Origin of the sequence: Mesorhizobium sp. CAU 1732, from assembly GCF_039888675.1 — a bacterium.
Classification (GTDB): Bacteria; Pseudomonadota; Alphaproteobacteria; order Rhizobiales; family Rhizobiaceae; genus Aerobium.
This window is the reverse complement of the sequence record NZ_JBDQQR010000003.1, coordinates 154,732-180,264: the sequence shown is the minus strand read 5'-3', so window position 1 is coordinate 180,264 and position 25,533 is coordinate 154,732. Positions and strand designations below refer to the sequence as shown.

Here is a 25,533-nt window from a genome sequence, read left to right as displayed (position 1 = left end):
GGTTACAGGTCGAGTACGAGTTTGGGCGACAGCGCGCGCGACACGCAAATCTGCATCACGTCGTTGGATGCGCGTTCGTCGTCGGTCAGGATGACGTCCCGGTGGTCGGGAATGCCCTTGATCACCGTGGTCTGGCAGATGCCGCAATCGCCGCGCTGGCAGTCGTAGATCAGGTCGACGCCGCCTTCTTCGAGGATCTCGATGATGGTCTTGCCGGGCGGCACGGTGAAGATTTGGCCGGTGGACGAGATTTCAACCTCGAAGGGCTTGTCGCCGGCCTGCTCTTCGACGCGCTCGAACAGTTCGAAATGGATGCACTCCTTGGCGAAACCCTGCGCCAGCGCACGCTCACGCGCGGCCTCGATCATGCCGCGCGGCCCGCAGACATAGATGTGGGCGTCCGTGGCGAGGGATTTCGTCAGGCGCTCCAGATCAATGCAGTTGCCGTCCTCGTCGTCGCAATAGACGCGCAATGCGTCACCGCAGGCTTCGCTGATATCTTCCACGAATGCCATGAGCGTGCGGGAGCGGCCGCTGTAGTGGAACTCGAATGGCCGGTCCGCGCGCTTCAACTCGGCGGCCATCGCGACGATGGGCGTGACGCCTATGCCGCCGGCGATCAGGATGGCGGGGCCGTCATGGGTGGCGACGGAGAAGTCGTTCTTTGGCGGTGCTACCGTGATGACATCGCCGACCGCCAGATCATGCATGTAGCGGGAGCCCCCGGTGCCGGCCTCCTCGAGCAGAATTCCGAGCCTGTAGCTCTGGACGCCACGGGTCGTATCCGTCGTTGAATCGGTGTTGATCAGCGAATAGTGGCGCTCGCCGCCCGCCGGTAGCTGGATGCGGATGTGCGCACCGGCGGTGTAGCCGGGCAGGGACGATCCATCCTCCGCAACAAGCACCACGCTGCGGATGCGCGCAGTGATCGGTTCGGCCTCGAGGACCTTCAGCCGCAGATGCGACATGTGCTTTACCTCCGCTCTTGTTCTGGCGGTTGCCGGGTCGAGGCGCACAAGCCTCCTCCATTCGAGGAATATGAAATATCATGTTTTGACGTGTCAATGGCTCGAACGGCATTAGATGCAATTTCATCGTTTTAAGCTTGAAGAGTGATTTGAGCTGTGTCAGCATTTGGTTAGTGCTGCCGACAAAAAAGGGGAACCACGGTGAGCTCAGCTTTCAAGAAAATTGCGAATGCATCTATTTTCTTTCTGGCAATGAGTGTCTCTGCGTCCGCGCAGGAGACGGTTCTGCGCCTGTCCAACTGGCTTCCTGCCTCGCATCCGATCGTCAAGGATATGGTGATGCCCTGGGCCGAACAGCTCAAGGAGGCGACCGACGGACGCGTCACCGTGCAAATCCTCGACGCGCCGCTTGGGCCGCCGCCGGCGCATTTCGATCTGGCCGCGAACGGTGTCGCCGACCTGACCTTCAGCGTGCACGGCTACACGCCCGGCCGCTTCAGCCTGACCGAAATCGCCGAACTTCCGTTCCTCGCGGATTCGGCGGAAACTCTCTCGGTGGCCTTCCAGCGCCTCTACGAGAGCGACCTTGCGGAGGCTGGAGAGCATCGCGGCACGAAGGTGATCGGCGTGTTCACCCACGGGCCCGGCCTGCTCTTCACCAAGGGACGGCCGGTCACCCCTCTCGATGAACTTTCCGGGGCGAAAATCCGCATCGGCAATGGCGTGATGGGGATGCTCGCAGACCGGCTCGGCATGGTTTCCATCCAGGCTCCGTCGCCGCAATCCTACGAAATTCTGTCGAGCGGCGTTGCCGACGGCATCTTCTTCCCGATCGAATCCGTGCCGTTCTTCAAGATCGAAGCGCTCGTCGACACCGCGCTGCGAGCTCCTGGCGGTCTCTACAATTCCTCGTTCTTCTTCGTCATGAACCAGGCAAAATATGACAGCCTGTCCGAGGAAGACAGGGCCGCGATCGACTCGATTTCCGGTGAGGCATTCTCGCGCATGGCCGGCCAGGCCTGGGATCGCGCGGACGCTGCAGGCGCCGAAATCATCAAGGACACGGTCACCTATCACGACGCGACCGAGGAGGAGATGACCGCGCTGCGCGAAGCCGCCCAGCCGATCTTCGACGACGTGGCGGCGAAATACGAAGCCAAGGGCCTGGACTTCGAGGCGCTTCATGAAAAGCTTCTCACCGAAGTGAAGGCAGTCGAGGCGGAATGACCCCCGCCCCGACCGAAGCTCTCGCGACGAGGGTTCGGAAGGGTCTGAGATTGGCGACCGCGCTCCTGTGCGGTTCGCTGCTCATCGCCCTGACCTTCGTGACCGTAGTCGATGTGTTCGGACGCTACCTTCTCTTGCGGCCTCTGCCCGGCGCGCCCGAATATACGGAACTGCTCCTGATGGCGATCATCTTCACCGGACTGCCGGCGGTGTGCCTAGACGACGGACACGTCAGCGTGGATCTGTTCACGTCGAAGTTCACGGGCTGGCTCGCAGCCGTCCAGCTTGCCTCGGCGAGGCTTGCCGTGTCGGTCGTCCTGGCGATCGTTGCGTGGCAGTTGTGGGAGCACGCGGTCCGGCTTGCGACCTATAATGAGGTGACGGTGTTTCTGCGCATGCCGCTCGCGCCGTTCTGCAAGGGCGCGGCGGTGATCGCCGGGGTCTCGTCGCTCGCGACGTTTGTCATGGCCTGCCTGCGCCTGTCGCGTGGACGCGAGGGAGGCATCTGATGGCCTGGCCTCTCGGCATAACACTCATGATGCTTCTGATGTTCGCCGGCATGCCGATCGCGTTCGCGATGGCTGGCGTCGGGCTCGTCGGTGTTGCCTCGATCATCGGCTGGCAGCCGGCGCTGTCGCTGATCGGGCAGACCTATTTCGACGCGGGGCGCAGCTACACGCTGTCGGTGGTGCCGCTGTTTCTGCTGATGGGCAATTTCGTCGTCCAGTCCGGCGTCGCGCAGGATCTTTACACGGCTGCGAATGCCTGGCTCAGGCACCGCAAAGGCGGGCTCGCCATGGCGACGATCGTCGCATGCGGTGGGTTCTCATCGGTCTGCGGTTCGTCGCTTGCAACCGCCGCAACGATGGCCCGTATCTCGCTGCCCGCCATGCGCAGCTTCGGCTATTCCGACCGGCTGGCGGCGTCGTCGGTCGCGGCAGGGGGGACGCTGGGCATTCTCATCCCGCCATCGGTCATCCTCGTCATCTACGGCATCCTGACGCAGCAGAATATCGGGATGCTCTTTCTCGCCGGATTGCTGCCCGGGCTGATCGGCATCATCGGCTATGTGCTGGCCGTTCGCCTGTCGCTGGTGATGTACAAGGAGGACCTTCAGGTCCTGCCAAAACTGCCGCTGATCGAGCGCTTCCGCGCGCTCAAGGGTGTCGTGTGGGCGCTGCTTCTGTTTACATGCGTGCTCGGCGGCATCTATGTCGGCATCTTCACGGCCACAGAGGCCGCGGGCGTCGGCGCCGCGGGCGCAATGCTGCTGACGGCCGCACGCGGAAAGCTGACACTGCGCGAGACGCTGACGACGTTGTTCGATACGGCGAAGACCACAGCGGTGATGTTCTTCATCCTGTTCGGTGCGCTGTATTTCCTGAACTACGTCAATTTCTCGGGTCTCACCACGGACCTGCGTGGATGGGTCAATGCGCTCGGTGCCGGCCCGTATCAGGTCATTCTGTCGATCGTGGTCATCTATCTGGTTCTGGGCTGCCTGCTCGAAAGCCTGTCGATGATCACGCTTACCGTACCGATCCTGTTTCCGATCGTGACCGGGCTCGGTTTCGACCCGATCTGGTTCGGCATCTTCGTCGTGGTCGCAGCCGAACTGAGCTACATCACGCCGCCGATCGGCATGAACCTGTTCGTCCTGCGCTCGGTCGCGCCGGAGATACCGATCGAGCGCATGTATGTCGGCATCGTGCCGTTCGTGATCGTCGACGTCCTGCGCCTGCTGTTGCTCATCGCGGTTCCGTCGATGGCGCTGCTTATCCCGTACTCGATGTGAGGTGTCCGGCATGAGCACGAACCCTCCGCCAGACAAGCGCCCCGACCTTCCTGAGGATGGGTTCGTCTCGAACTATCTTCTCTATCTGCTCGCCGCCGCCAGCAACGCCATCAGCGAGGAGTTCCATGCGGTGGTGCGGGATCGGGGCGTGCGGGTGCCGGAATGGCGTGTGCTTGCCTGCCTTTCCGACGCCGACGGGCAGATGGTCACCCAACTGGCGACGCTTGCCCTGATGGAGCAGTCCCGGCTCACCAAGATCATCGACCAGATGGTCGCCCGCGATCTCGTGACGCGACGGTCCGACGCGCGCGATCGACGCAGGGTGCGGGTCTATCTCACCGGAAAGGGCAAAAAGCTCGCGGTCGAACTCGTGACGGCCGCGAAGGATCACGAGGCCGGAATCGTGGCCCAGATCACACGTGGGGAGGCCGATATCCTGATCGGCGTTCTCAAGCGCATCAACAGCCTGCACGGGCATCCTCCCCATGCAGTTATCGACACCGAGGAGAGTGGCGAATGAACCAGCCTGTCGACGACGTCGTGGAGGCGCCGCAATCCCTGACGCATCGTGTCCTGCAGCCTGAAGGCTGGCCCGTCCCGAAGGGCTATGCGAATGGCGTGATCGCGCAAGGCCAGATGATTTTCACCGGTGGTCTCGTCGGGTGGGATCGCGACGGGCGCTTTGCGGACGGTTTTGTGGCACAGGCGCGCCAGACATTCCTGAACATTCGCGACGTGCTCGCGGTGGCGGGTGCTGGCCCCGAGCATCTCGTTAGGCTCACCTGGTACGTCACGAGCATCGACGACTACATGGCCGACCAGAAGGGGCTGGGGAGCGCCTACCGCGAGGTATTCGGGCGCAGTTTCCCCGCGATGGCGACCGTGCAGGTGGTGCGGCTGGTCGAGGCTGACGCGCTCCTCGAAATCGAGGCGACGGCAGTGCTGCCTGCATCGGCGTGACGATGGCCGGAATATTCAAAGGGGGATTGATATGAAGATTGCTGTTCTGGGTGGCGGAAACGGTTCTTACGCGGCGGTGGCGGATTTCACCGAAGCCGGCCACGACGTTGCATGGTGGCGTCGTGATCGCGCGAGTTTCGCCGACATCGCGGCAGCGGGCGCAATCACCGTCACCGATCACCAGGGCAGCCGCAAGGTCGCCGTATCGCCCACCGACGATCTCAAGGCCGCGATCGATGGCGCGTCGCTGATCGTCGCGCCGACGCCGGCTTTTGCGCAGGAGGACATGGCAACGGCGCTGGCGGCCCATCTCGTCGATGGGCAGGTCATTTATCTGCCGCCGGGCACCTTCGGCTCCTACATCATGCTGAAGCGGATTCGCGATGCGGGCTCGACTGCCGATATCGCGATAGCGGAGACCGGCACGCTGCCGTGGCTGACGCGGAAGCAGAATTCACTCGAGGTCCGTATCACGACGCGCGCGTCGCGCCTGCCGACCGGCGTGCTGCCGGCGCGGCTGACCGATCATGCGATCGACATCATCTCGCAGGCGTTTCCCGGCGCGATCGAACCGGTCGAGGACGCGCTGTCGGGCGCACTGATGAATGCGGGGCCGATCATCCACCCGCCGCTGATCCTGATGAATGCCGGCGCGATCGAGCATTTCGACAAATGGGACATCCACAACGAGGGCACGCAGCCGGCGATCCGCCGCACGCACACCGCGCTCGACAATGAACGCATCGCGATCCGCGAAGCGCTCGGCTACGGCGCGCCGCATTTCCCGCTCGCGGACCATTACGAAACCAGCGACTGGATGTATGGCAACCTCGCACACGACAAGCTGGTCGGTTCGGGCGACTGGCACGAGACGCTTGATCTCAAGAACCATCGCTACATGCTGGAAGATGTCGGCCTCGGCCTCGCCTTTCTGGTCTCGGTCGGCGAATGGGCTGGCGTGCCATGCCCGGTCGCGACCGGTCTCCTGTCCGTCGCGGGCGCGGTCGCCGAGCGCGATTTCCGCAAGGACGGGCGCACGCTGGAAAGCCTCGGCCTGGCCGAAAAGGGCAGGGCGGACGTTCAGGCGATGTTGCAGGACGGCCTGTGATGAATAGTGCCGTCATAGGCTGCATCGGTGCGGGACGCATGGGGCGCGGTATCGCGCAATGCGTTGCCTATGCGGGGCATGAAATCCGCCTTCTGGATGCCAAGGCGCGCGATGCAGCGGCCTTCGAGACGTTCAAGGCGGATGCCCTGAAAGAGATCGAGCAGGCGCTGGCGTCGATGGCGGCGCTTGGTGCGTTCGACGCCGGTGTGCTGCCGACGATCCTCTCGCGCGTGTCCGTCTGGCCGCTCGAAGACGCGGCGGCGGCACTTACCGACGTGACGCTGGTGTTCGAGGGCGTGCCGGAAGTCGAGGACGCGAAGCGGGACGCGTTCGCGCTGTTCGACGCCCATGCCGGCGACGATGCGATCCTGGCATCGACCACGTCCACGATGCTGTCGACGCATCTGGCGAAGTTGACGCGTCACCCCGAGCGCTTCCTGAACGCGCATTGGCTCAACCCGGCGTTCCTGATGCCGCTGGTCGAACTCAGCCCGGCCGACGAGACCTCGCCGGAGACTCTGTCCGCGACCAAGACGTTTCTGGAGAGCATCGGCAAGGTGCCGATCGTCTGCAAGGCATCGCCGGGCTTCATCGTGCCGCGCATTCAGGCGCTGGCGATGAACGAGGCCGCGCGGCTGGTCGAGGAAGGGGTGGCAAGCGCCGAGGACGTCGACAAGGCCGTGACCTACGGTTTCGGGCTTCGCTTCGGCGTGCTGGGGCTGCTCGAATTCATCGACTGGGGCGGCGGCGACATCCTCTATTACGCGAGCAATTATCTGGCCAAGGCGTTCGAGGACGAACGCTTCGCGCCGCCGGATATCATCTCCGAGAACATGGAAAAGGGCCGCATCGGACTGAAGTCCGGGGCCGGCTTCTTCGACTATGCGGGCGTCGACGTCGACGCCTACCGCGAGAAGCGCATGGCAGCGTTTCTCGTGGCTCTGAAAGGAGCAGGGCTCGTTCGCCCACCCGTAGCCTGATCAATCAACCCGCAAGATCGGTGGAAAGCCGACAATCAACCGACAGAGGAATGAACAGATGACGCTTACCTTCACCAGACGTACCGCAGTTTCGCTTCTTACAGCCACCGCCGGCATCGCCGCGTTGAGTGTGCCTGCCAGCGCGCAGGACACCATCCGCGCCATTTCTGCCTTCCCGCAGACTTTGGCGTTTTCCGAGAGCTTCAAGGGCTTTGTCGACCTCGTCAACGAGCGCGGGCAGGGCGTGGTTCAGATCACCTATGCCGGCGGACCGGAAATGTTTCCGCCCAACCAGCAGGTCGATGCCGTTCGCCGCGGCGTGATCGACATGCAGTATGGCCCGGCCTCCTACTATCTGGGCACGATGCCCGAGGCGGATGCCTGGGTCGGCTCGACCGTGACCGCAGCGGAGGCCCGCGAGAATGGCGGCTTCGCGCTGATGCAGGGGGCATTCAAGACCAAGCTCGGCGTCGAACTGCTCGCGCATCTCGATACGGGCGTGGAATTCCACGTCTATACGATCGGTGAGCCGAAGCGCACCGAAGCTGGTGGCGTGGACCTTTCCGGTCTGCGTATCCGTTCGCAGCCCATCTACAACGCGTTCTTCGAGCAGATCGGCGCGATCCCGGTCTCTGTTCCGGTTCCCGACGTCTACACCGGTCTCGAGCGCAGCACGTTCGACGGATCGGGATGGCCGATCATCGGCATCGAGGATCTCTCGTGGGACAAGTTCCTGCGCTACCGCATCGATCCGGGCGTCTTCCAGACCGACCTTGCAGTCGTGATCAATCCCGCGAAATGGGAATCGCTGACGGAAGAATCGCGCGCGCTTATCACCGCCGTCGCGGAGGAATACGAGCAGATTTCCTACGAGAATTTCCAGACGATGGCGACGGAGATCGACGCGCGCGTCAAGGAAAAGGGGATGACGGTGATCACGCTGGAAGGTGAGGCCGCCGACACGTTCCGCGAGCAGGCGTTCGAAAGCGCGTGGGCCCGCATGAAGGCGGCAGGCAGCGAGCATTACGACGCGCTGCGCAAAGCCTATTACGGCCGCTGAGCAAAACGCAGCGCAGGATCGCCAACAATCACACAGAACAGGTGGATGAGATGCATTTGGTGCGAGTTTACGACCGCCTGATCCTGGGATTGGCGGTCCTGGGCGCAACGTCCCTTGCCATCGCGACGATCATGATCGTGATCGACGTGATCCTGCGCAATACAGGGTTTCGGCCCTTTCAGTCCACGAGCGCCATCGTCGAGTACGTCATGATGTTCTCGACGATGGCGGCGGCTCCGTGGCTCGTCCGGACCGGGGGGCACGTCGCGATCGATTCCTTCGTCGCGAAGCTCCCGGACACCGCGCGCATGTGGGTCGGCCGTGTCCTGACGTCGGTGACGATTTTCATTCTGGCGCTGCTGGCCTGGCGCTCCGGCGTCGTCGGGCTGGAGATGATCGCGTCGCGTTCGGTCGACATGCGGTCGATCAACATTCCCGCATGGGTGCTCTACGCCATGCTCACCGGCGGCTTTGGCCTGATGGCGCTTGAATTCCTGCGGATTCTGATCGCCGGGCGCGCCTATTCAGGGTCGGGAGCCGCACACTGATGGCCTGCACGACAACCGTTAGCCCGAGGGCCGTCCGATGATGATGGAATGGTACGAAGCCACGCTGCTGATGGTGGGTGGCCTTCTGGTTCTGATGCTGTCCGGCATGCCGGTGGCATTCGCATTTCTCACGATCAATGTGGTCGGCGTCTACATCTTCATGGGCGGTATGGTCGGCATCGACCAGCTCGTGGCGAACGCCTCCACGTCCGTGACCAGCTTCGCGCTGGTGCCGGTGCCGCTGTTCCTGATCATGGGCGAACTGCTGTTCCATACGGGGCTGGCGTTCCGCGTCTTCGATGCGCTGGACAAATGTCTCGGCGGCATCAAGGGCAGGCTGTCCTATCTGACGGTCGGCGGTGGAACGATCTTCGCGACCCTGTCGGGCTCTTCGATGGCGAACACGGCCATGCTCGGGACCACGCTCATGCCCGACATGATCAAGCGCGGATACAAGCCGCATATGATCATGGGGCCGATCCTTGCAACGGGCGGTCTGGCGATGATCATCCCGCCGTCGTCACTGGCGGTTCTGCTCGGATCGCTCGGGCGTATCGACGTCGGCGCGCTTTTGATCGCCGGCCTTCTGCCGGGTCTGATCCTTGCGGTCCTGTACGCGATCACGATCCGCATCCAGATCGCGATCGATCCCGATGCCGCGCCGGGCTACGCCGCCGAGCGCGCGCCTGCCCGTGAAATCATCAGAGGGCTGATCGTGGACGTGCTGCCGATGGGGCTCGTCATTTTCGCGGTCATCGGCCTCATCCTGCTTGGTTGGGCAACGCCGACCGAGTCCGCCGCCTTCGGCGCGCTTTCCGTGGTGATCCTGGCGATCTGCTATCGCGTCCTGACGTGGGAGGCGATCGTCAAGGCGATGCGCGGAACGCTGGCCGTGTCGGTGATGATGATGACCATTATCGTCGGCTCGACGACGTTTTCGCAAATCCTCGCCTTCTCCGGCGCATCCTCCGGGCTGATCGCGTTCGCGACCAACTTCGACGTCAGCGCCTACATGATGCTGTTCATGATGTTCCTGGTCCTGCTCCTGCTGGGCATGTTCATGGACCAGCTTTCGATCATGATGCTGACGCTGCCGATCTTCATGCCGATCGCCGCGCTCTACAGCTTCGATCCGGTGTGGTTCGGCGTCATCATGCTGCTGGCGCTGGAACTGAGCCTCGTCACGCCGCCGTTCGGGCTGCTGCTGTTCGTCATGGTGGGCGTCAGTCCCAAGGGCACGACGATCGGCGACGCGGCGCGCGCGTCGTTCCCCTACATCTGCTGCACGCTTTTGCTGGCGGTCGTGATCGCGATCTTCCCGCAAATCGCGCTGTGGCTGCCGAGCATGATGAGGTAACGGGCGATGCGTATCTGGTATCAGAGCTATGTCGACTACGAGAACGGCGCGACCTATTGGGACGAGTTGCGAAAGCACCTCGACGCGATCGTCGATCCGGGCACGACGATCGACATCAAGGGCATCACGCCGCACGATTCCTACGCGCATCCGATCGTCGAGTTCCGCTGCGCGCGCGAGGTGATCTGCAATGCGGTGAAGGCCGAGCGCGAGGGCTACGACGCTTTCGTGATCGGCCATTTCCAGGATGCGGGGCTCTACGAGGCGCGCTCGGTGGTGGACATTCCCGTTCTCGGGATGGGCGAGGCGTCGATGCTGCATGCCTGCCAGCTTGGGCAGCGCTCCGGCATCGTGACGATCAACCGGCGCTACATTCCCTGGTTCCATCACCAGATCGGGCGCTACGGGCTGGAAAAGCGCGTCGCCGGCGTTCATGCGATGCAGTTCGAGCCGGGCCAGATCCTGGCCGCATTCGGTTCCGACGAGCGCCTGGCTGAGGTGCGCAACCTGTTCGAGGAACAGGCGAGACCGCTGGTGGCGGACGGCGTGGATGTCCTGATCCCCGGCGGCGGTATCCCGATGCTCCTGTTCTCGCAGATAGAGGCGCACCGGGTCGATGGCGCGCCGGTGATCAACGGCATTCCGATCGTGGTCAAGCAGGCAGAAATGCAGGTGCGCCTGAGGCGGCTTTCGGGGCTTGGCGTCAGCCGCACGTCCGACTACGTGAAGCCGCCGCTCGAGATCATCGAGGAATTCATGGCGCACCCCAAGGGGCTTTAGCCAGTTCGGGTTTGGCTGGAAGAACCCCCACCCCTAACCCCTCCCCACAAGGGGGAGGGGGATTCGCTGGCCGCCATGTCGCACGAACCCTCGACGATCACTGTCTGGCGGGATCGTCACCAAGTTCCCCTCCCCCTTGTGGGGAGGGGTTAGGGGTGGGGGTAGATCGACACGCTCAACCGCTGCCGAATTGAAGCGGACCGCCGGACCTACAGCGTAGCGATCGTCTTCAACGCGCCATCCAGCGCCTTGCCGTCTTCGTCCATCAGGGCTGCCTCGCGCAGGCGGCGCAGCCAGTCGGCGGCGTCGCTGCGAGATGCGATGACGGGCAGGCCCGACAGGACACGGGCATACTTCGAGTGACTGCGCGCGTGGGTGTCCGAGTAACCCTTGATCAGGCGGCGGCACTTCAACACCTCGACGCCGAGGTCGTAATTGGACACCACCGTCGTCTGCGCGGTCGCGAACCATGTGTCGAGATGCGCTTCCTCGACCTTGTGCCGCAACAGGCTGCGCCGCCATGGGCGCAGCGTGCCGATCACCCATAGCATGACGTAGCCGCTGAGGCTGTCGGTGCGTATGCGGCGGCCCTTGTTGATGCGGCGGTCGAGCCAGGCGGCGAGCTTCGGGCGGCTTTCGATGAAGCGGCCGATCGGGGGGGGCAGCGTGCCGCACACTTCCTCGATACGCGGATGGAAGTATTCCGTCACCTGCACCACGACATCGCCCTTGATGTCCTGCTCGCGGCGGAGACGGTCGTCGCGCGCGCTGCGCGTCTTCAGATCGGCAACGCGGATGATGTCGTCATAGACCATCGCATTGGCGAGATATTTTGCCGCCTCGATCGCATAGCGCCATTCGGCCGCCGCGCTGTCCTTCGCGATCGCAGCGTCGAGGCGATCAAGGTAGGCCGCGCCATAGGCGGTGTCCTGATAGTCCACGACTTTGCGCAGACCGCGGCCGGCCATATCCCGGACCGCCTTCGGAAGCGCGTCCACGCGTGACGTGAGCACGCGCCATGCGTCGAGAAGCGCTGCAGGCCCGACAGGGGCTGTCGTATACGTTGCTTTGGCCGGCGTCGGGGCGGTATCGCGGCCACCCGCTTCCGCCTGGTCGCAGGCGGCGCGGAATGCGCGCAGGCTGGCCTCCACGCCGCGCCCGGAATCCCGAATGGTCGCCTCATAGGTCTCACGCGCGAAGGGCAGGGCGCCCGACCCCGCGAGCGCGCCGAACAGGCTGGAGGAGATGACGCTTCCAGCATCGAGCGCGATCTTTTCCATGTCGAAGCAGATGAGCTTGTGCGATGCGCCTTCCGCCGTGATCTCCACGAAATCGCGATCGGCGCGGCCGTCTCCCGGCACGATCTTTTCCGATACGGCAAGCACGCGGTGCGACGATGCGATGAGCGTGGTCCGGTCGGGCGTAACGAAGCCGCGCACGATCGCGCGGCCGGCCTCCATCAGTTCGGCCGCGATCAGGATATCCACGTCGCCCTGCGACGGGCTGAGCGAGAAGACGGGCGCGCGGCCGGTGTCCGGTGCCATCTCGACATAATAGATCGTGGCGCCGGTGCGTTGCGCGACGCCTGCGACGGATGTCGACTGCGCGCGATAGCCGTTCGCCTCGGCGACCGCCGTGATCCAGTCCGTCAGAACGCCGCCGCCCTGGCCGCCCACGGCCAGAACCGCGATCTTGATGATGGAGCGCGTCGTGTCCTCGCCGCGCCGCGGGAGATCGGGGAGTGCGTGTACGTTCATGGTCATACGCTCTCGAAGACGAGGCGGCGCTTTTCGCGGCGCGCCTGCATCCAGCCGATGACGCCACGACGGACGCGGTTGGCGAAGCGGTCCAGACCGGTCGGATTGTGGACGACGTCGGCGCGATAGAAGGACGGGCACAGCACCGCCGCGTCGGCGACCTCGCCGCAATTGCCGCAGCCAACACAGCTCTGGTCGATCGACGCGACGGGGTCGTCGCGCAGCGGGTCGTCGAGCTTCTTCACAGACAGCGACGGGCAACCGGAAAGCCGCATGCAGGCGTGATCGCCGGTGCACACGTCCTCGTCGACACCGAAGCGGGGTTTGACGACGCGCTCGCCGCCCTTCATCGCCTTGGCAATGATCGGCTTTTCGCGGCGCTGCTTGTTCAGCATGCACTCCGACGACGCGATGATGACCTTCGGGCCGGTCTGCGGCGTCGTCAGGGCTTCCTTCAAGGTGTCGCGGACCTTGGTGACGTCGTAGGTACGATCGATCTGGCGCACCCATTTCACGCCCATGCCGCGCACCGCTTCGGCAATCGGGTGCTTGGTCGATTTCGACTTGTTGTCGGCGCGGGACGACAGAATGTCCTGCCCGCCGGTCGCGGCGGAATAGTAGTTGTCGACGATGACGATGACACTGTCATTGTCGTTGAAGACGGCGTTGCCGATCGAGGAGGTGAGGCCGTTGTGCCAGAAGCCGCCATCGCCGAGGAATGAGATCGACCGCTTCCTGGCGTTCTTGTCGTTGAAGGCCGAGGCGGATGCCGGCCCGAGGCCGTAACCCATCGTCGTCGCGCCGAGATCGAAAGGCGGCATGATCGAGAATAAATGGCAGCCGATATCGGATGCGATGTGGTGCTCTCCGAGTTCCTTTTCGACCAGCTTGGTCGCTGCGAAGATCGGCCGCTCCGGACAGCCGGTGCAGAAGCCCGGCGGGCGCGCCGGGACGACGTTGGCGAGGTTCTTTGCGGCTACCGGCAGGGGCGGCGTGTTGGGCGCGCGGCCGCGCGAGGGGAGCATCTCCGATGCATGATCGGCCAGAAAGGTGCGGATCGCGTCGGTCATCACCTGACCGGTGTACTCGCCGGCCATCGGGAACGGACCCTTGCCGATCAGCTTCGTCGTGCCGCCCGCTTTGTAGAGCATCGACCCGAATGCCTGCTCGATGTAGTCCGGCTGGCCTTCCTCGACGACGAGAACGGCTTTCTTGTCTTTGCAGAAATCGAGGAATTCGCTGTCGATGAGAGGATAGGTGACGTTGAGCACGTAGAGCGGAACATCGGTCTCGCCATAGATGTCCGCCAGCCCGAGCCGTTGCAGGCTGCGCAGCACCGAATTGTACATCCCGCCTTGCAGCACGATGCCGACCGAGGATTTTTCGGGGCCGAAGAACTCGTTGAGCTTGTTTTGCAGGATGTAGTCGATGGCGGCGGGGAGGCGCTTCCCGATCTTTTCGTGCTCGTGTAGGAACGAGGCCGGCGGCAGCACGATGCGTTTGGTGTCGCGCCTCGGGTTTTCGAGCGCGTCGCCGACCGTCATCGGCGGACGAACATTGTCGCGGGCCGTGAACGAGCCATGCACGTGGCAGCAGCGGATGCGCACCTGCAACATGACCGGCGTGTTCGACGCTTCCGAGAGTTCGAAGCCGTGGCGCACGGAATCGACGATGGAGGGCAGGTTGGGGCGCGGATCGAGCAGCCAGATCTGGCTCTTCATCGCAAAAGCGTGGCTGCGCTCCTGCATGATGGAGGAGCCTTCGCCGTAGTCTTCGCCAACGATTACGAGTGCGCCACCCGTCACGCCGCCGGATGCGAGATTGGCGAGCGCGTCCGATGCGACGTTGGTGCCGACGGTGGATTTGAAGGTTACCGCGCCGCGTATCGGATAATGGACCGAGGCTGCCAGCATCGCGGCGGCGGTCGCCTCCGACGCGCTGGCTTCGAAATGGACGCCCAGTTCGCCGAGAATGTCCTGCGCGTCGGCCAACACGTCCATCAGATGGCTGATCGGAGCGCCCTGATAGCCGCCGACATAGCCGACACCGTTCTCCAGCAGCGCCTTTGTCAGCGCAAGAATGCCTTCGCCGTGAAAGGTTTCGCCTTCGCCCATCCGCAGCTTGCGGACTTCGGTCGCAAAAGAGCGTTCGGCCATGTCGTCTCCGGCTCGCTGCGGGTCCGGTCACCATGAGCGATGGCGGCAGGAACCTCTATAAATATGCAAATGCATATTCTGGGATATGCCTGGCCGCGTCAAGGGAAGAGCTGAGGAAACTCGCCTAGATGTCGTGTTTTCTGATGTTGCGCAGGATCTTATGAAGTGTGCCGACGAAGCGCTCGCGCTCCTCCACGTCGATGCCGGTGAACATGGCTTCCGACGATCTGAACATCGTCGGCCACAAAGCGGAGAACGTTCCCCGGCCTAGGTCCGTGATGAAGATGTGGCGAACCCGATTGTCGTCTGACGGGGCTTCGCGCCGGATCAGTCCCTCTGTTTCGAGCGCGTCGAGGGAGCGGCTGAGCGTCGACTGTTCGACGACCGCGTAGACCGCCAGTTCGTTGATCTTCAGGCCATCCATGATCGACAGGATCGCCAGCGCACGCATCTTCGGCGTGGTGAGGCCCGCGCTGGACAGTTCGTCGCGCAGCGTGTGGTTGTAGCGGCCCATGATGCGGTTCATCAGGTAGGGCGCAAATTGCTGCAGGCCGATCTCGCCCAGGCTTTTGGTGGATATCGGATCGGCGTCAGATGCGGCCCGTTCCCCGCCGTTCTGGCTCGAGTTCTTGTTCAGTCTCGAAGCTTTCGCGCCCGCCATGGCCGTTCCTTCTCACCTTGAGATTTCGATGCGTCAGCATCGCGGCTCCCCTGGCGATCCGGCTGGAAAAATCCGCTTGCATACGATTCCCCTATACGTCATCGCGCGGGCTCCTGTCGAACGCCACGGCCGAGGGCTGCGATCGCACGGAAGATCAGACGTCGTCGGATGGGCCTGAAATGCCCGCAGGGGGTGGATTCACAATCCTTCTCTTGGATGTATTTGGGTCTAACGTTCCGAAAATCGGGTGACAGCGGAATGTTCTTCTCTCTACCGGGATGCAAAAGCTCTCTAGCTTGGAATGCAGAGACTATCGCTTCCTCCGGAGACATCATGAGACACCTTCTTCTCGCTGGCGCCGCCATCGTCACGCTGCTTGCCTCACCCCTTCATGCGCAGGAGCCCGACAAAATCCTGAACGCGTCATACGACATTGCGCGCGAGCTCTTCGTCAATGTGAACGAGGCGTATGTGGCCGCACATCCCGGCAAGTCGATCGACCAGTCGCATGCAGGCTCGTCGCGACAGGCACGCGCCATCCTTGAAGGTCTCGAGGCTGATGTCGTCACGTTCAACCAGGTGACCGACATCGACGCGCTGGTGAAGGGCGGCTTCGTCTCGGCCGACTGGCAGAGCGAATTCGCCAACAACGCGTCGCCTTATTATTCGCTTCCGGCGTTTCTCGTGCGCGCGGGAAATCCGAAGGGTGTGAAGGACTGGAGCGATCTCGTTCGCGACGACGTCAAGGTGATCTTCCCCAATCCCAAGACATCCGGCAATGCGCGCTACACCTATCTGGCGGCCACTGCCTACGCCAAGGAAGCGTTCAACGATGACGCGGAGAAAGTCGCCAAATTCGTCGGCAAGCTCTTCGACAACGTGCCCGTCTTCGACACGGGCGGCCGTGCCGCGACGACGACCTTCGTCGAGCGTGAAATCGGCGATGTGCTGATCACCTTCGAAGCCGAAACGCGCGGCATCGCCAAGGAGTTCGGCGAGGATAAGTTCGACATCGTCGTGCCGCCGGCCAGCCTTCTGGCGGAATTCCCGGTCGCGATCGTCGACACGGTTGTCGACAAGCGCGGATCGCGTGAATTCGCGAAGTCCTACCTTGATTTCCTCTACACGCCGGAAGGCCAGAAGATCCTCGCCGAGAACGGCAATCGGGTGAACGACGAGGCCGTGGCCGCTGAATTCAAGGATCAGTTCCCGGAGGTTCGCCTGGTGACGGTCGAAGACGTGTTCGGCGGCTGGGACAAGATCCAGGAAGAGCATTTTGCGTCCGGCGCGCTACTCGACCAGATCTACGGCGAGCGCTAAGGTTCACCACACCTAACGATGAGCCGGCGGCCCTCTGGCTGCCGGCTCTCCTGCATTGAAAGACCGTTCCATTGAGACGCCGCGTCCTGCCGGGCCTGCCCTTGTCGCTCGGTATCACCCTCTTTTACGTGGCCCTGATCGTGGCGCTGCCGCTCGGCGCGTTGATCTTCAAGGCCGCAAGCCTCGGGCCTGAGGACTATTGGCGCATCGTGTCGTCCGCCCGCGCGGTGGCGAGCTATCGTGTCACCGTACTGGCCGCCGCCGCGGCGACGGCCTTCAATCTCGTCTTCGGGCTGGCGCTCGCGTGGGTGCTGGTTCGCTACAATTTTCCCGGCAAGCGCCTCGTCGATGCGATCGTCGATCTTCCTTTCGCGCTGCCGACCGCCGTCGCCGGTATAGCGCTGACGACCCTGTTCGCGCCCAATGGCTGGTTCGGCGGTCTGCTGGCCGAGGCAGGCATCCGCGTCGCCTACACGCCGCTCGGCATCATGATCGCCATGGCGTTCACCAGCCTTCCATTCATCGTGCGGACGGTTCAGCCCGTGCTGGAAGACCTCGATCCGGCGCTCGAGGAAGCCGCGCAATCGCTGGGCGGTTCCGACCGGACCATATTCCTGCGCGTGATCCTGCCGCTTCTGACACCGGCACTTTTGGCGGGCATTTCGCTGTCCTTCGCGCGCAGCCTCGGTGAATTCGGCGCGATCATCTTCATCGCCGGCAACCAACCCTTCCAGACCGAAATCACGGCCTTGCTCGCCTTCATCCGGCTTGAGGAATACGATTATCAGGCGGCGGCTGCGATCGCGTCCGTCCTGCTGATCACCGCCTTCGTCATGCTCGCCGTGACCAACATGCTGCAGGCGCGCGCCCTGCGCTACACGGCGAGGAATTGACGATGAGCACGAACCGCATCGGCAGGAAACCGCCGCGCGTCGGCGATTCACCGGCTGTCAGGCGAACCCTGATCAGCTTCGTGCTGGTGACCGGCGCCATCCTTGTCCTCGCGCCGCTGGTGGTCATCTTCACGCAGGCTTTTTCGCTCGGCGTGGATACGTTCACGTCGACGATCGGGCACCCGGATACGCGTCACGCGATATTTTTGACGGTGGCGACAGCCCTGATCGCAGTGCCTTTAAACACGGCGTTCGGCGTCGCGGCTGCGTGGGCGGTCACCAAGTTCGACTTCTGGGGAAAGCGCTTCCTGATCATCGTGATCGAGATACCGTTTTCGATTTCGCCGATCGTCGCCGGCGTCGCCTATCTCTTCGTCTACGGCCTGCAGGGCCTGTTCGGCCCGGCGCTTCAGGCGGCGGACGTCAAGGTTCTCTTCGCCTTGCCCGGCATCGTGCTTGCTTCGATGTTCGTCACCGCGCCGTTCGTCGCGCGCGAGCTCATCCCGCTGATGCAGGCACAGGGTCGCGATCTCGAGGAGGCCGCAACGTCGCTCGGCGCGTCGGGCTGGCGCACCTTCTTTTCCGTCACGCTGCCCAATATCCGCTGGGCGCTGCTTTACGGCGTGGTGTTGTGCAATGCGCGCGTCATGGGCGAGTTCGGCGCGGTGTCCATCGTATCGGGCAACATTCGCGGACAGACGAACACCCTGCCGCTCCATATCGAACTTCTCTATCACGACTATCAGACGGTGGGCGCCTTTGCCGCCGCGTCGATCCTGACCGTACTGGCTCTGGTGACGATCGTCGCCAAGGTCATCCTCGAACGGCGTGGCGCCGGGCGGGCAGGGCGGCCGGCGCTTGCCGGGGCGGCACCGCTGGAACAGGGAGCCAAGCCATGAAGATCACGCTCGACCATGTCGTGAAGACGTTCGACACGTTCCGCGCGGTGCGCAACGTGTCGCTGGAGATCGAGAGCGGCCAGCTCGTGGCACTTCTCGGCCCGTCCGGCTCCGGCAAGACCACGATCCTGCGCATGGTGGCCGGTCTCGAATATGCCGATGGCGGCCGCATTCTCTTCGGTGATCAGGACGCGACCGATATTCCGGTGCGCGACCGTGGCGTCGGCTTCGTGTTCCAGCATTACGCGCTGTTTCCGCACATGACGGTGGCCGAGAATATCGGCTTCGGCATGAAGGTCTCTAAGACCAGACGCGATCGCGGCCAGATCGCCGCGCGCGTCACCGATTTGCTGTCGCTTGTGCGGCTGGAAGGGCTGGGCGATCGCTTCCCCAGCCAGATTTCCGGTGGCCAGCGGCAGCGCGTGGCGCTTGCGCGCGCGCTGGCCGTCGATCCCAAGGTGTTGTTGCTCGACGAGCCGTTCGGCGCGCTGGACGCCAATGTCCGGCGTGATCTGCGGCGCTGGCTGCGCGAAATCCATGACGAGCTCGGCATCACGACACTCTTCGTCACCCACGATCAGGAGGAGGCGCTCGATCTCGCCGACCGCGTCGTGATCCTCGATCAGGGCCGGATCGTGCAGGAAGGCACGCCCGAGGAGGTTTGCCGACAGCCCAACTCGCCCTTCGTGACCCGGTTTCTGGGCGATGCGCACCGGCTCGAAGTCGATGTCCATCAGGGCGTGGCGAGGCTGGGAAGCGGAACGCTGCCAGTTGCGGATCTGCCCGATGGAAAGGCCGAAATTTTCGTGAGGCCGGCTGATCTGCGGTGGGATCAGAATGGCGATATCGCGGCCACGGTCGCGCGCGTCATCGACCGCCCGGAGGCCCGCCGCGTGCTGGCGCGGCTTGAGGATGGAACGATGGTCGAACTGGATGTCGCGCCCGAAGTGTCTGTCCGCAAGGACGATGCGGGGCGCATCTCGGTCGTGCGTGCCCACGCATTTCCCATCGCCTGACAGCGGGCGCTGAGGGGCGTAACTACCGGTCGATTGCCATCAAGTTGGCCGAGCAACGAGTGGCGCGACGTGCCTGTCGGAAGGCCGTTCGCTTGCGGCCAAACCACCCGCCACGCCCTCGCGATCGGCGGCGGGGCGGTTCTGGCTCATCTTGCGTTTGCCCTCGATACGGCTGATGGGAATCCTCAATCCGACGATGCCCTTGAGCTGCGACTTGATGAACATCTCGGGTGCGTCCGTCACCCCCCACGGAGCTTCCCGGCTTCCCTCGTGCAGGTCGGTGAGGCGGGTGACCATGTCGAGCAGGCGATCCTCGTCCTCGAAGAACTCGGCCTGCCCATAGGCATGGACAGCGACGTAGTTCCATGTCGGAACCACTTTGCCGTGCTCCTGCTTCGTCGCATACCATGACGGCGTCACATAGGCGTCCGGGCCGGAAAAGATGACGAGCGCCTCGCCTGCCGCAGGTGTTTTCCATTGCGGGTTGGCTTTTGCGAGGTGGCCGCACAGCACGCCATGCTCGCCTTCGTCTTCAAGAAACAGCGGCAACGGCGTCGCGAGGAGACCGTCGGCAGTCATCGTGACGAGCGTTGCCAGGCGCGCTTCGCGCATGATCCGGCGCAATTCCACCGGGTCGTCTTCACGAAAGGCTGGCGGCACATACATCGTCTTGTCCTTGCAAACTCATCCGGCGAACTGGCGGCTGCAGTACGGCAGCCGCCTCGCCACCATCGGCGAGGAAAGCTGCCCTTGCAACAGGATTGAGTCGCGAAGAGCCCGGAAGTCTCCTGGATGTGGCACGCCGCTACTGGTTGATCTCGGGCTCGACGAGTTTCGCGAGCTTGCGCAGGGATTCCTGCCAGCCGAGATAGCAGGCCTCGGCGGGGATCACATCCGGCACGCCTTCCTGCTTGATGTTGACTTCCGTGCCGACAGACACGGCCTTCAATTCGACCGTAACCTTCATTTCACCCGGCAAATTGGCGTCGTCGAATGTGTCGGTATAGACGAGCCGTTCACCCGGAACGAGTTCCAGGTAGGTGCCGCCAAAGGAATGGCTGTGCCCCGTGGTGAAATTCCGGAACGACATCCGATGCTTGCCACCGACCTTCGCATCCAGCTCATGGACGGTACAGACGAAGCCAAAGGGTGGAAGCCAGCTCGCTACCGCATCAGGTTCGAGGAAGGCGCGATAAAGCTTGTCGGGCTTGGCGGCGAAGACGCGGTGAAGACGGATCGTGCTGGGCATGGGTCTCTCCCTGGTTCGGTTTCGGTTGGATAGTTCGGTTCCGCGGGCGGCCATTCGCCGCCTGCTATAGTAACGACGAACGGAACTGCGGGAACCCGACACCAAGTCGGAAAAATACAGGGCGTCGGCTGACACGGTCATCGGTTCGCTCCCGACCTCGGATATTCGAGCTGCATCGCGACGATATCGGTGGTTCGTTCACCATAGCGTACCGCGATCGCGTCGAGCGTGAGATCAAGCGCGTCGGCGGGCTTGCGGTCGGGAAAGGTCGAGACGCGCCGCTCTTCGGGCATGCCGGCGTCGACACGGTCGGGAATAAGGCGTACGCCGTTGCGGCTCTCCACCGCGTCCGTCCCGGCAAAAACCGCCACATTCGAGCGATAGGTCCGCGACCACGCATCGGCCACCAATGCAAGCGACACCTCGTCCATGCCCGGCTCGAGGGAGATGCCGAGCTCTTCCCGGTTCCAGAAGGCCATTCTGTTGGCGAGCACCGTCGTCGCGAAGGGGCGTGTGAACCGGAACGCGCCACTCGCGTGCCGGGAATCCCACCTTTCGATGCCTAGGTCGCGCGCAACTGCTTCAGCCCTGGTGCGTCCGGCGATCGCCTCGATCAGCGTCAGCATCATGGGCATGGAGGCGGAGATTCCGGTCGTCGTGACCACGCTCCCGTCCGCGACCATGCGCCGGTCGGCGACATATCGAACAGTCGGGCTGCGCTTCAGCATCTCATCGAGATAGTACCAGTGCGTCGTCGCGCGCTTGCCGTCGAGCAGGCCAGCCGCCGCGACGACCTTGGCGCCGGCACAGATGCCGAGGATCGTCGCGCCCTTCTCCGCTTGACTATGCAGCCAGGCGATCACTGCGGGATCGTCGTCACGGCTCATGGCGGGCACGATCACATAGTCCGCGCCTTCGGGGTGCGCTGCATCGAACGCCGCGATGGTCGCGTCAGGTTCGACAATGAGCGCGGGGTAGAGCCGCACCGGTCCCGGTCCGGTCGCCAGCAGCGTCACGTCGGCCACGTCGGCGCGGCGCAGAATGCCGGTCGGCATCAGATAGTCGGTCGTCTCTGTGGCGTCGTTGATGCCGATTACCGCCACCAGCGGGCGCTCGCGTTTCGCGGGCTTGAGTGAGATGAGCATCGCGTCCGCCTCTTCCTGTGGTACCGGCGGCGCCTCGGCGGATGCCGTCGCGGACGGGAGGCTGAACACCCAGCCGCCGAAACCAGCCAGAGAAAGCGCAATGAGAGCGAGCCCACCCCAAAAGAAATATGATCTCGACATCACCGGGTCTCCTTGGATGAGACGGACTTTACGGTTCAATTGGCCGGCTGGTCTTTCCGGCGCTTGCCTATCTGGACTCTATCGGAAGCGACGCCTGGCAGAAATGACAAAGAGCTGGTAATTTCTGCCAATGCATCACGTCGCCTTCATCGTCTATCCGGGTTTCGAACTGCTTGACGTCTCAGGGCCTGCATCGGTTTTCAGCGGCGCCAATCGCGCTCTGAGCCAGCGCGGGAAGCCGGCATTCTACACGGTCTTGCTCGCATCGGCCCAGGGCGGCAGCGTCGAAAGCAGCAGTGGGGTCACGCTGGAGACACGGCCGATCGCAGACCTTCGACCCGTGGATGCCCGAACGGTGCTGGTTGCGGGAGCAGAACGCGAACCCGTCATGCGGGCGGCGGAGGATTCTGCCTTGCTTGAAGCCCTCCCGCGCCTCGCAGGGGAGGCGGAGCGCTTCGGCTCGATCTGCACCGGCGGCTTTGTCCTGGCCGGACTCGGGCTGTTCGATGGCCGCCGCGTCGCGACGCACTGGGATTCCTGTGAGCCTCTTGCGAAGACTTTTCCCAAGGCCGCGGTCGATCCCGAGGCGCTTTATGTGGTCGATGGCCGCCTCTGGACATCGGCCGGAGTGACCACCGGCATCGACATGGCTCTGGCGATGGTCGCGCAGGATCACGACGCCTCGATCGCCGGGGAGGTCGCCAAAAGGCTGGTGCTTTACGCCCGGCGCCCGGGCTATCAATCCCAGTTCAGCCCGGTTCTCAAGGCGCAGGTGAAGGGGGATAGCCCGTTCGCCGACCTGATCGGGTGGATGCAGGCGAACCTTGACGCGCCGCTGGACGTGCCGTCGCTCGCTGAACGTGCCGGTCTGTCGGAACGAACCTTCCATCGCAAATTCGTGGCGGCGATCGGCGAGACGCCGGCCCGCTTCGTGGAGGCCGCCCGGCTCGATGCGGCGCGCATGCTTCTGTCGCGTGGACTATCACTGAAGTCGGTCGCGACGCAGGTGGGACTGTTCCCGCCAACGCGCCTCGCGGAAGCCTTCGAGCGCTGCTTCGGCGTCGCGCCGCGCCTGTTTCGGGACATGCATGCCGAGCTGTGAGCCCGGCCTCTTCGAGCCGACGGGAGCTGCAGCATTTCAGCGGGATGTGATGAAATGCTCCAGTTTCCCCAGCGTTTGCAGGCCCAGTTCCACGGCACCGAAGCCCTTCGCGTCCTGGAACTCGGCAGCCGTGCTGAATACCATGCCCAGCGTGACTTTCGTCGCTCCGTCCTGAGCCTCGAGCGAGGCCCAGGCGTCGGCATGCTTCGGTCCATTCTCTCCCCATAGCAGCGTATAGCGGATTCTCTCCTCGGGCCTGACCTCGGTGTACAGGTGGTGGTTCGGGAACACCGTGCCGTCAGGTGCGATCATGTCGAACACCCATTCGCCGCCCGTTCGCAGGTCGATCCGCTTGGTCCGGCACGAAAACCCGTCTGGCCCCCACCATTGCGGCAGCGCCTCGGGGTTCATCCAGCTATTCCAGACGATGGATCGCGGTGCCCGTATCACCCGTTGCAGCACCATCGTTCGTTTGGCCGCCCCTGCGAGATTGTCCAATCCCGCATTGAAACCCTGCCGATAGCCGGCCTCCATGTTCTCGGCCTGTGCGGAAAGCTGCACCGTCACGACCAGCCGGCTGCGCTCGTCAGTGCCGGAGAAATCGGCCGTCACCAGCGCCGCCGATTGCGTCACTCCCTCGGATGAGATCACTTCGTAGTTCACGCTGCGCAACTCCGGCTGCAACTCAAGCCAGCCACACTCGCAGCGGATATCCGGCTGGCCCTCGCTTTTGCAGAGCGAGACTTCGCGTCCACCCACCCTGGTATCGGCCTCCAGAAACTCCACGACGACCGAGGGTGTGGGAGCGGACCAGATCGTCCGCGCGGCTGGAGCGGTCCAGACCTGCCAGAGTGCCGACAATGGCGCGGCCACCTCCCGCTCGAAAGTCAGCGTCGCAAAGCGGCTTTCCGCACGATCGTGTGCAGCAGGCGTGTGCTCAGGGTCCGATTTCGATATCATTTCGTGCTTTCCTTCATCGTCTTCATCGCAAATGCATCCAACCGGTCGAGCCGGGCCTCCCAAAGGGTGCGCTGCTCCTTGAGCCATGCGTCGACCATCGCGAACTTGTTCTCCTCGATGATGCAGGTGCGCACGCGCCCATGCTTTTGTGTGCGGATCAGGCCGCTGCCTTCGAGCTGCCGGACGTGTTTCATGAATGAGGGCAGGGCCATCTCGAACGGCTTCGCGAGGTCGGTAACGCTCGCTGGCCCTTTGCCCAGGCGCGCGATGACGGCGCGACGCGTGGGATCGGCCAGCGACTGAAAGATGGCGTCGAGGTTTTCCGTATACTGATCCATAAGGCTAAGTATCATGGCGCAAGACTTAGCGCAACGGCTAACTGTATGGATGGCCATCCGGGCATCGCTCACAAGCGCATTCTGTTCAAGAACGGCTCATAGTTCTGTCCTGAAGCGGCGCGCCGCGCCGTGCAATCAAATGGAACGCGGGCCGATCAACCCTCGCTTCGGTTTCAATGCCGCAGCGCATCGACGATCACCTTGAACGCGGGAAGATTCTGGCGGCGGCTCGGATAGTAGAGGAAATAGCCATCGAAGAAGGGCGACCAATCGTCCAGGACCTGCACGAGCAGGCCCGCAGCGATGTGCCGCTCGACGATGTTTTCTGGGACATAGGCGATGCCGTAGCCGTTCACCGCGGCATCGATCATCGCGTACGAGTTGTTGAAGGTCAATTGTCCGTTTACCCGGACACGCAACGCCTGCCCATCCTTTTCGAATTCCCAGGCATATAGGCCCCCGGCGGTCTCGTGACGCATGTTGATGCAGACGTGCCGGACCAGATTCTGTGGGTGCTCAGGCACACCATGCGCAGCAAAATAATCGGGAGAAGCCACGGCCACCAAACGCCAGTCCGGACCAATTCGAACCGCGATCATGTCCTTTTCGACGCTCTCCCCCAACCGCACGCCCGCGTCGAAGCCCTCTTCGACGATGTTGCGGAACATGCTGTCCAGGATCAGTTCGACGCCAATATCGGGATAAGCGGCGAGCACCGGCTTGAGCTTTGGCCATACGACGCTTTCCAGTGCGTGGTCGGACAGGGTCAGCCTGATCGAGCCCGATGGCTTCTCGCGAAAAGCCATCAAGGCGGCAATTTCGTCTTCGATTTCGCCGATACGTGGTGCGATCGTCTGGAGAAGTCTTTCGCCTGCAAGGGTCGTCGCGACATTGCGGGTCGTACGTGTCAGCAACCGTATCCCCATACGCTCCTCAAGTTGCTTGATCGCATGGCTGAGCGTTGATTGCGACACGCCGAGCTTCGCTGCCGCCTTGGTGAAGCTGCGCTCCTCGGCAACGGCTTGAAACCAGGTCAGTTGGTTAAGGTCGGTCTTGACCATAAAGGCCCTTCGCCTCTCTCACTGTGTCTTGATTGTTCGTCTGTGTCGATAA

Annotated in this window: 26 protein-coding genes; 16 read left to right on the top strand and 10 right to left on the bottom strand. The window is 63.2% G+C overall.

What is annotated here, in order from left to right:
• Positions 1-2: 2 nt before the first annotated feature.
• Complete coding sequence (locus AAFN55_RS22540; RefSeq protein ID WP_347801229.1) at positions 3-968, bottom strand: PDR/VanB family oxidoreductase; 966 nt, start codon at positions 966-968, stop codon at positions 3-5.
• A gap of 201 nt (positions 969-1,169) precedes the next feature.
• On the opposite strand from AAFN55_RS22540, the gene AAFN55_RS22535 reads away from it, so the two are divergent.
• The 11 genes from AAFN55_RS22535 to AAFN55_RS22485 are packed head-to-tail and all read left to right on the top strand — an operon-like array spanning position 1,170 to position 10,783.
• Positions 1,170-2,195 (top strand): TRAP transporter substrate-binding protein, encoded by a 1,026-nt coding sequence (locus AAFN55_RS22535; RefSeq protein ID WP_347801228.1) that lies wholly within the window; start codon positions 1,170-1,172, stop codon positions 2,193-2,195.
• Positions 2,196-2,245: 50 nt separating this feature from the next.
• Positions 2,246-2,704 carry a TRAP transporter small permease gene (locus tag AAFN55_RS22530; protein WP_347801227.1) on the top strand — a complete coding sequence of 153 codons (459 nt, stop codon included), beginning with the start codon at positions 2,246-2,248 and terminating at the stop codon, positions 2,702-2,704.
• A complete protein-coding gene (locus AAFN55_RS22525) occupies positions 2,704-3,990 on the top strand; it encodes a TRAP transporter large permease (protein ID WP_347801226.1) in 1,287 nt (428 codons plus the stop codon). Before AAFN55_RS22530 ends, AAFN55_RS22525 begins: the two co-directional genes overlap by 1 nt.
• A 10-nt stretch (positions 3,991-4,000) precedes the next feature.
• Positions 4,001-4,510 carry a MarR family winged helix-turn-helix transcriptional regulator gene (locus AAFN55_RS22520; protein WP_347801225.1) on the top strand — a complete coding sequence of 170 codons (510 nt, stop codon included), beginning with the start codon at positions 4,001-4,003 and terminating at the stop codon, positions 4,508-4,510.
• The gene (locus AAFN55_RS22515; protein ID WP_347801224.1) at positions 4,507-4,950 is read left to right on the top strand and encodes a RidA family protein; all 444 of its coding nucleotides are present in this window, start codon (positions 4,507-4,509) and stop codon (positions 4,948-4,950) included. Before AAFN55_RS22520 ends, AAFN55_RS22515 begins: the two co-directional genes overlap by 4 nt.
• A 31-nt stretch (positions 4,951-4,981) precedes the next feature.
• On the top strand, positions 4,982-6,058 hold the full coding sequence (locus tag AAFN55_RS22510) for an NAD/NADP octopine/nopaline dehydrogenase family protein (protein WP_347801223.1): 1,077 nt from the start codon (positions 4,982-4,984) through the stop codon (positions 6,056-6,058).
• Positions 6,055-7,038, top strand: a complete 984-nt coding sequence (locus AAFN55_RS22505; RefSeq protein ID WP_347801222.1) for a 3-hydroxybutyryl-CoA dehydrogenase — start codon at positions 6,055-6,057, stop codon at positions 7,036-7,038. The genes AAFN55_RS22510 and AAFN55_RS22505 overlap by 4 nt, the downstream gene beginning before the upstream one ends.
• A gap of 58 nt (positions 7,039-7,096) precedes the next feature.
• Positions 7,097-8,098, top strand: a complete 1,002-nt coding sequence (dctP, locus tag AAFN55_RS22500) for a TRAP transporter substrate-binding protein DctP (RefSeq protein WP_347801221.1) — start codon at positions 7,097-7,099, stop codon at positions 8,096-8,098.
• Positions 8,099-8,148: 50 nt separating this feature from the next.
• Positions 8,149-8,646: a TRAP transporter small permease gene (locus tag AAFN55_RS22495; RefSeq protein ID WP_347801220.1), complete on the top strand. Its 498-nt coding sequence runs from the start codon at positions 8,149-8,151 to the stop codon at positions 8,644-8,646.
• Between the two features lie 43 nt (positions 8,647-8,689).
• Positions 8,690-10,003, top strand: coding sequence for a TRAP transporter large permease (locus AAFN55_RS22490; RefSeq protein WP_347801472.1), 1,314 nt, complete (start codon positions 8,690-8,692; stop codon positions 10,001-10,003).
• A gap of 6 nt (positions 10,004-10,009) precedes the next feature.
• A complete protein-coding gene (locus tag AAFN55_RS22485; protein WP_347801219.1) occupies positions 10,010-10,783 on the top strand; it encodes an aspartate/glutamate racemase family protein in 774 nt (257 codons plus the stop codon).
• Between the two features lie 209 nt (positions 10,784-10,992).
• Here the strand turns inward: AAFN55_RS22485 and AAFN55_RS22480 are convergent, their stop codons facing one another.
• The 3 genes from AAFN55_RS22480 to AAFN55_RS22470 form a co-directional block, all read right to left on the bottom strand.
• Positions 10,993-12,540: an indolepyruvate oxidoreductase subunit beta family protein gene (locus AAFN55_RS22480; protein WP_347801471.1), complete on the bottom strand. Its 1,548-nt coding sequence runs from the start codon at positions 12,538-12,540 to the stop codon at positions 10,993-10,995.
• Positions 12,541-12,542: 2 nt separating this feature from the next.
• Positions 12,543-14,696: an indolepyruvate ferredoxin oxidoreductase subunit alpha gene (locus AAFN55_RS22475; RefSeq protein ID WP_347801218.1), complete on the bottom strand. Its 2,154-nt coding sequence runs from the start codon at positions 14,694-14,696 to the stop codon at positions 12,543-12,545.
• Between the two features lie 124 nt (positions 14,697-14,820).
• A complete protein-coding gene (locus tag AAFN55_RS22470) occupies positions 14,821-15,357 on the bottom strand; it encodes a MarR family transcriptional regulator (protein ID WP_347801217.1) in 537 nt (178 codons plus the stop codon).
• A 333-nt stretch (positions 15,358-15,690) separates the two neighbouring features.
• Between AAFN55_RS22470 and cysP the strand changes: the two genes are divergently transcribed.
• The 4 genes from cysP (at position 15,691) to AAFN55_RS22450 (ending at position 19,485) form a co-directional block, all read left to right on the top strand.
• Entirely contained in the window at positions 15,691-16,677 is a 987-nt protein-coding gene (cysP, locus tag AAFN55_RS22465) for a thiosulfate ABC transporter substrate-binding protein CysP (protein WP_347801216.1), read from the top strand.
• Positions 16,678-16,748: 71 nt separating this feature from the next.
• Positions 16,749-17,570, top strand: a complete 822-nt coding sequence (gene cysT / locus AAFN55_RS22460) for a sulfate ABC transporter permease subunit CysT (RefSeq protein ID WP_347801215.1) — start codon at positions 16,749-16,751, stop codon at positions 17,568-17,570.
• Between the two features lie 2 nt (positions 17,571-17,572).
• The gene (cysW, locus tag AAFN55_RS22455; protein ID WP_347801214.1) at positions 17,573-18,469 is read left to right on the top strand and encodes a sulfate ABC transporter permease subunit CysW; all 897 of its coding nucleotides are present in this window, start codon (positions 17,573-17,575) and stop codon (positions 18,467-18,469) included.
• Positions 18,466-19,485 carry a sulfate/molybdate ABC transporter ATP-binding protein gene (locus AAFN55_RS22450; RefSeq protein WP_347801213.1) on the top strand — a complete coding sequence of 340 codons (1,020 nt, stop codon included), beginning with the start codon at positions 18,466-18,468 and terminating at the stop codon, positions 19,483-19,485. Before cysW ends, AAFN55_RS22450 begins: the two co-directional genes overlap by 4 nt.
• A gap of 39 nt (positions 19,486-19,524) precedes the next feature.
• Here the strand turns inward: AAFN55_RS22450 and AAFN55_RS22445 are convergent, their stop codons facing one another.
• The 3 genes from AAFN55_RS22445 to AAFN55_RS22435 all read right to left on the bottom strand — a co-directional run bounded on the left by AAFN55_RS22445 (position 19,525) and on the right by AAFN55_RS22435 (position 22,020).
• A complete protein-coding gene (locus AAFN55_RS22445) occupies positions 19,525-20,151 on the bottom strand; it encodes an FMN-binding negative transcriptional regulator (RefSeq protein ID WP_347801212.1) in 627 nt (208 codons plus the stop codon).
• 139 nt (positions 20,152-20,290) lie between these two features.
• Positions 20,291-20,734, bottom strand: coding sequence for an SRPBCC family protein (locus AAFN55_RS22440; protein ID WP_347801211.1), 444 nt, complete (start codon positions 20,732-20,734; stop codon positions 20,291-20,293).
• 137 nt (positions 20,735-20,871) lie between these two features.
• Complete coding sequence (locus tag AAFN55_RS22435) at positions 20,872-22,020, bottom strand: DJ-1/PfpI family protein (RefSeq protein ID WP_347801210.1); 1,149 nt, start codon at positions 22,018-22,020, stop codon at positions 20,872-20,874.
• Between the two features lie 130 nt (positions 22,021-22,150).
• Here AAFN55_RS22435 and AAFN55_RS22430 point away from each other — a divergent pair, with 130 nt between their 5' ends.
• Complete coding sequence (locus tag AAFN55_RS22430; protein ID WP_347801209.1) at positions 22,151-23,122, top strand: helix-turn-helix domain-containing protein; 972 nt, start codon at positions 22,151-22,153, stop codon at positions 23,120-23,122.
• Between the two features lie 36 nt (positions 23,123-23,158).
• On the opposite strand, the gene AAFN55_RS22425 is transcribed toward AAFN55_RS22430, so the two are convergent.
• The 3 genes from AAFN55_RS22425 to AAFN55_RS22415 form a co-directional block, all read right to left on the bottom strand.
• Complete coding sequence (locus tag AAFN55_RS22425) at positions 23,159-24,082, bottom strand: SRPBCC family protein (RefSeq protein WP_347801208.1); 924 nt, start codon at positions 24,080-24,082, stop codon at positions 23,159-23,161.
• Positions 24,079-24,420: a metalloregulator ArsR/SmtB family transcription factor gene (locus AAFN55_RS22420; protein WP_347801470.1), complete on the bottom strand. Its 342-nt coding sequence runs from the start codon at positions 24,418-24,420 to the stop codon at positions 24,079-24,081. The genes AAFN55_RS22425 and AAFN55_RS22420 overlap by 4 nt, the downstream gene beginning before the upstream one ends.
• Positions 24,421-24,593: 173 nt before the next feature.
• Complete coding sequence (locus tag AAFN55_RS22415) at positions 24,594-25,481, bottom strand: LysR family transcriptional regulator (protein ID WP_347801207.1); 888 nt, start codon at positions 25,479-25,481, stop codon at positions 24,594-24,596.
• Between the last annotated feature and the right edge of the window lie 52 nt (positions 25,482-25,533).

Bases quoted from the DNA above. Each gene is read 5' to 3' on its own strand.
- cysP (WP_347801216.1), top strand. From the start codon at position 15,691: ATGAGACACCTTCTTCTCGCTGGCGCCGCCATCGTCACGCTGCTTGCC.
- AAFN55_RS22425 (WP_347801208.1), bottom strand. From the start codon at position 24,082: ATGATATCGAAATCGGACCCTGAGCACACGCCTGCTGCACACGATCGT.
- AAFN55_RS22470 (WP_347801217.1), bottom strand. From the start codon at position 15,357: ATGGCGGGCGCGAAAGCTTCGAGACTGAACAAGAACTCGAGCCAGAAC.
- AAFN55_RS22430 (WP_347801209.1), top strand. From the start codon at position 22,151: ATGCATCACGTCGCCTTCATCGTCTATCCGGGTTTCGAACTGCTTGAC.
- AAFN55_RS22450 (WP_347801213.1), top strand. From the start codon at position 18,466: ATGAAGATCACGCTCGACCATGTCGTGAAGACGTTCGACACGTTCCGC.
- AAFN55_RS22520 (WP_347801225.1), top strand. From the start codon at position 4,001: ATGAGCACGAACCCTCCGCCAGACAAGCGCCCCGACCTTCCTGAGGAT.
- AAFN55_RS22435 (WP_347801210.1), bottom strand. From the start codon at position 22,020: ATGTCGAGATCATATTTCTTTTGGGGTGGGCTCGCTCTCATTGCGCTT.
- AAFN55_RS22480 (WP_347801471.1), bottom strand. From the start codon at position 12,540: ATGAACGTACACGCACTCCCCGATCTCCCGCGGCGCGGCGAGGACACG.
- AAFN55_RS22525 (WP_347801226.1), top strand. From the start codon at position 2,704: ATGGCCTGGCCTCTCGGCATAACACTCATGATGCTTCTGATGTTCGCC.
- AAFN55_RS22415 (WP_347801207.1), bottom strand. From the start codon at position 25,481: ATGGTCAAGACCGACCTTAACCAACTGACCTGGTTTCAAGCCGTTGCC.
- dctP (WP_347801221.1), top strand. From the start codon at position 7,097: ATGACGCTTACCTTCACCAGACGTACCGCAGTTTCGCTTCTTACAGCC.
- AAFN55_RS22510 (WP_347801223.1), top strand. From the start codon at position 4,982: ATGAAGATTGCTGTTCTGGGTGGCGGAAACGGTTCTTACGCGGCGGTG.
- AAFN55_RS22515 (WP_347801224.1), top strand. From the start codon at position 4,507: ATGAACCAGCCTGTCGACGACGTCGTGGAGGCGCCGCAATCCCTGACG.
- AAFN55_RS22490 (WP_347801472.1), top strand. From the start codon at position 8,690: ATGGAATGGTACGAAGCCACGCTGCTGATGGTGGGTGGCCTTCTGGTT.
- AAFN55_RS22485 (WP_347801219.1), top strand. From the start codon at position 10,010: ATGCGTATCTGGTATCAGAGCTATGTCGACTACGAGAACGGCGCGACC.
- AAFN55_RS22540 (WP_347801229.1), bottom strand. From the start codon at position 968: ATGTCGCATCTGCGGCTGAAGGTCCTCGAGGCCGAACCGATCACTGCG.
- AAFN55_RS22440 (WP_347801211.1), bottom strand. From the start codon at position 20,734: ATGCCCAGCACGATCCGTCTTCACCGCGTCTTCGCCGCCAAGCCCGAC.
- AAFN55_RS22475 (WP_347801218.1), bottom strand. From the start codon at position 14,696: ATGGCCGAACGCTCTTTTGCGACCGAAGTCCGCAAGCTGCGGATGGGC.
- AAFN55_RS22445 (WP_347801212.1), bottom strand. From the start codon at position 20,151: ATGTATGTGCCGCCAGCCTTTCGTGAAGACGACCCGGTGGAATTGCGC.
- AAFN55_RS22420 (WP_347801470.1), bottom strand. From the start codon at position 24,420: ATGGATCAGTATACGGAAAACCTCGACGCCATCTTTCAGTCGCTGGCC.
- AAFN55_RS22495 (WP_347801220.1), top strand. From the start codon at position 8,149: ATGCATTTGGTGCGAGTTTACGACCGCCTGATCCTGGGATTGGCGGTC.
- cysW (WP_347801214.1), top strand. From the start codon at position 17,573: ATGAGCACGAACCGCATCGGCAGGAAACCGCCGCGCGTCGGCGATTCA.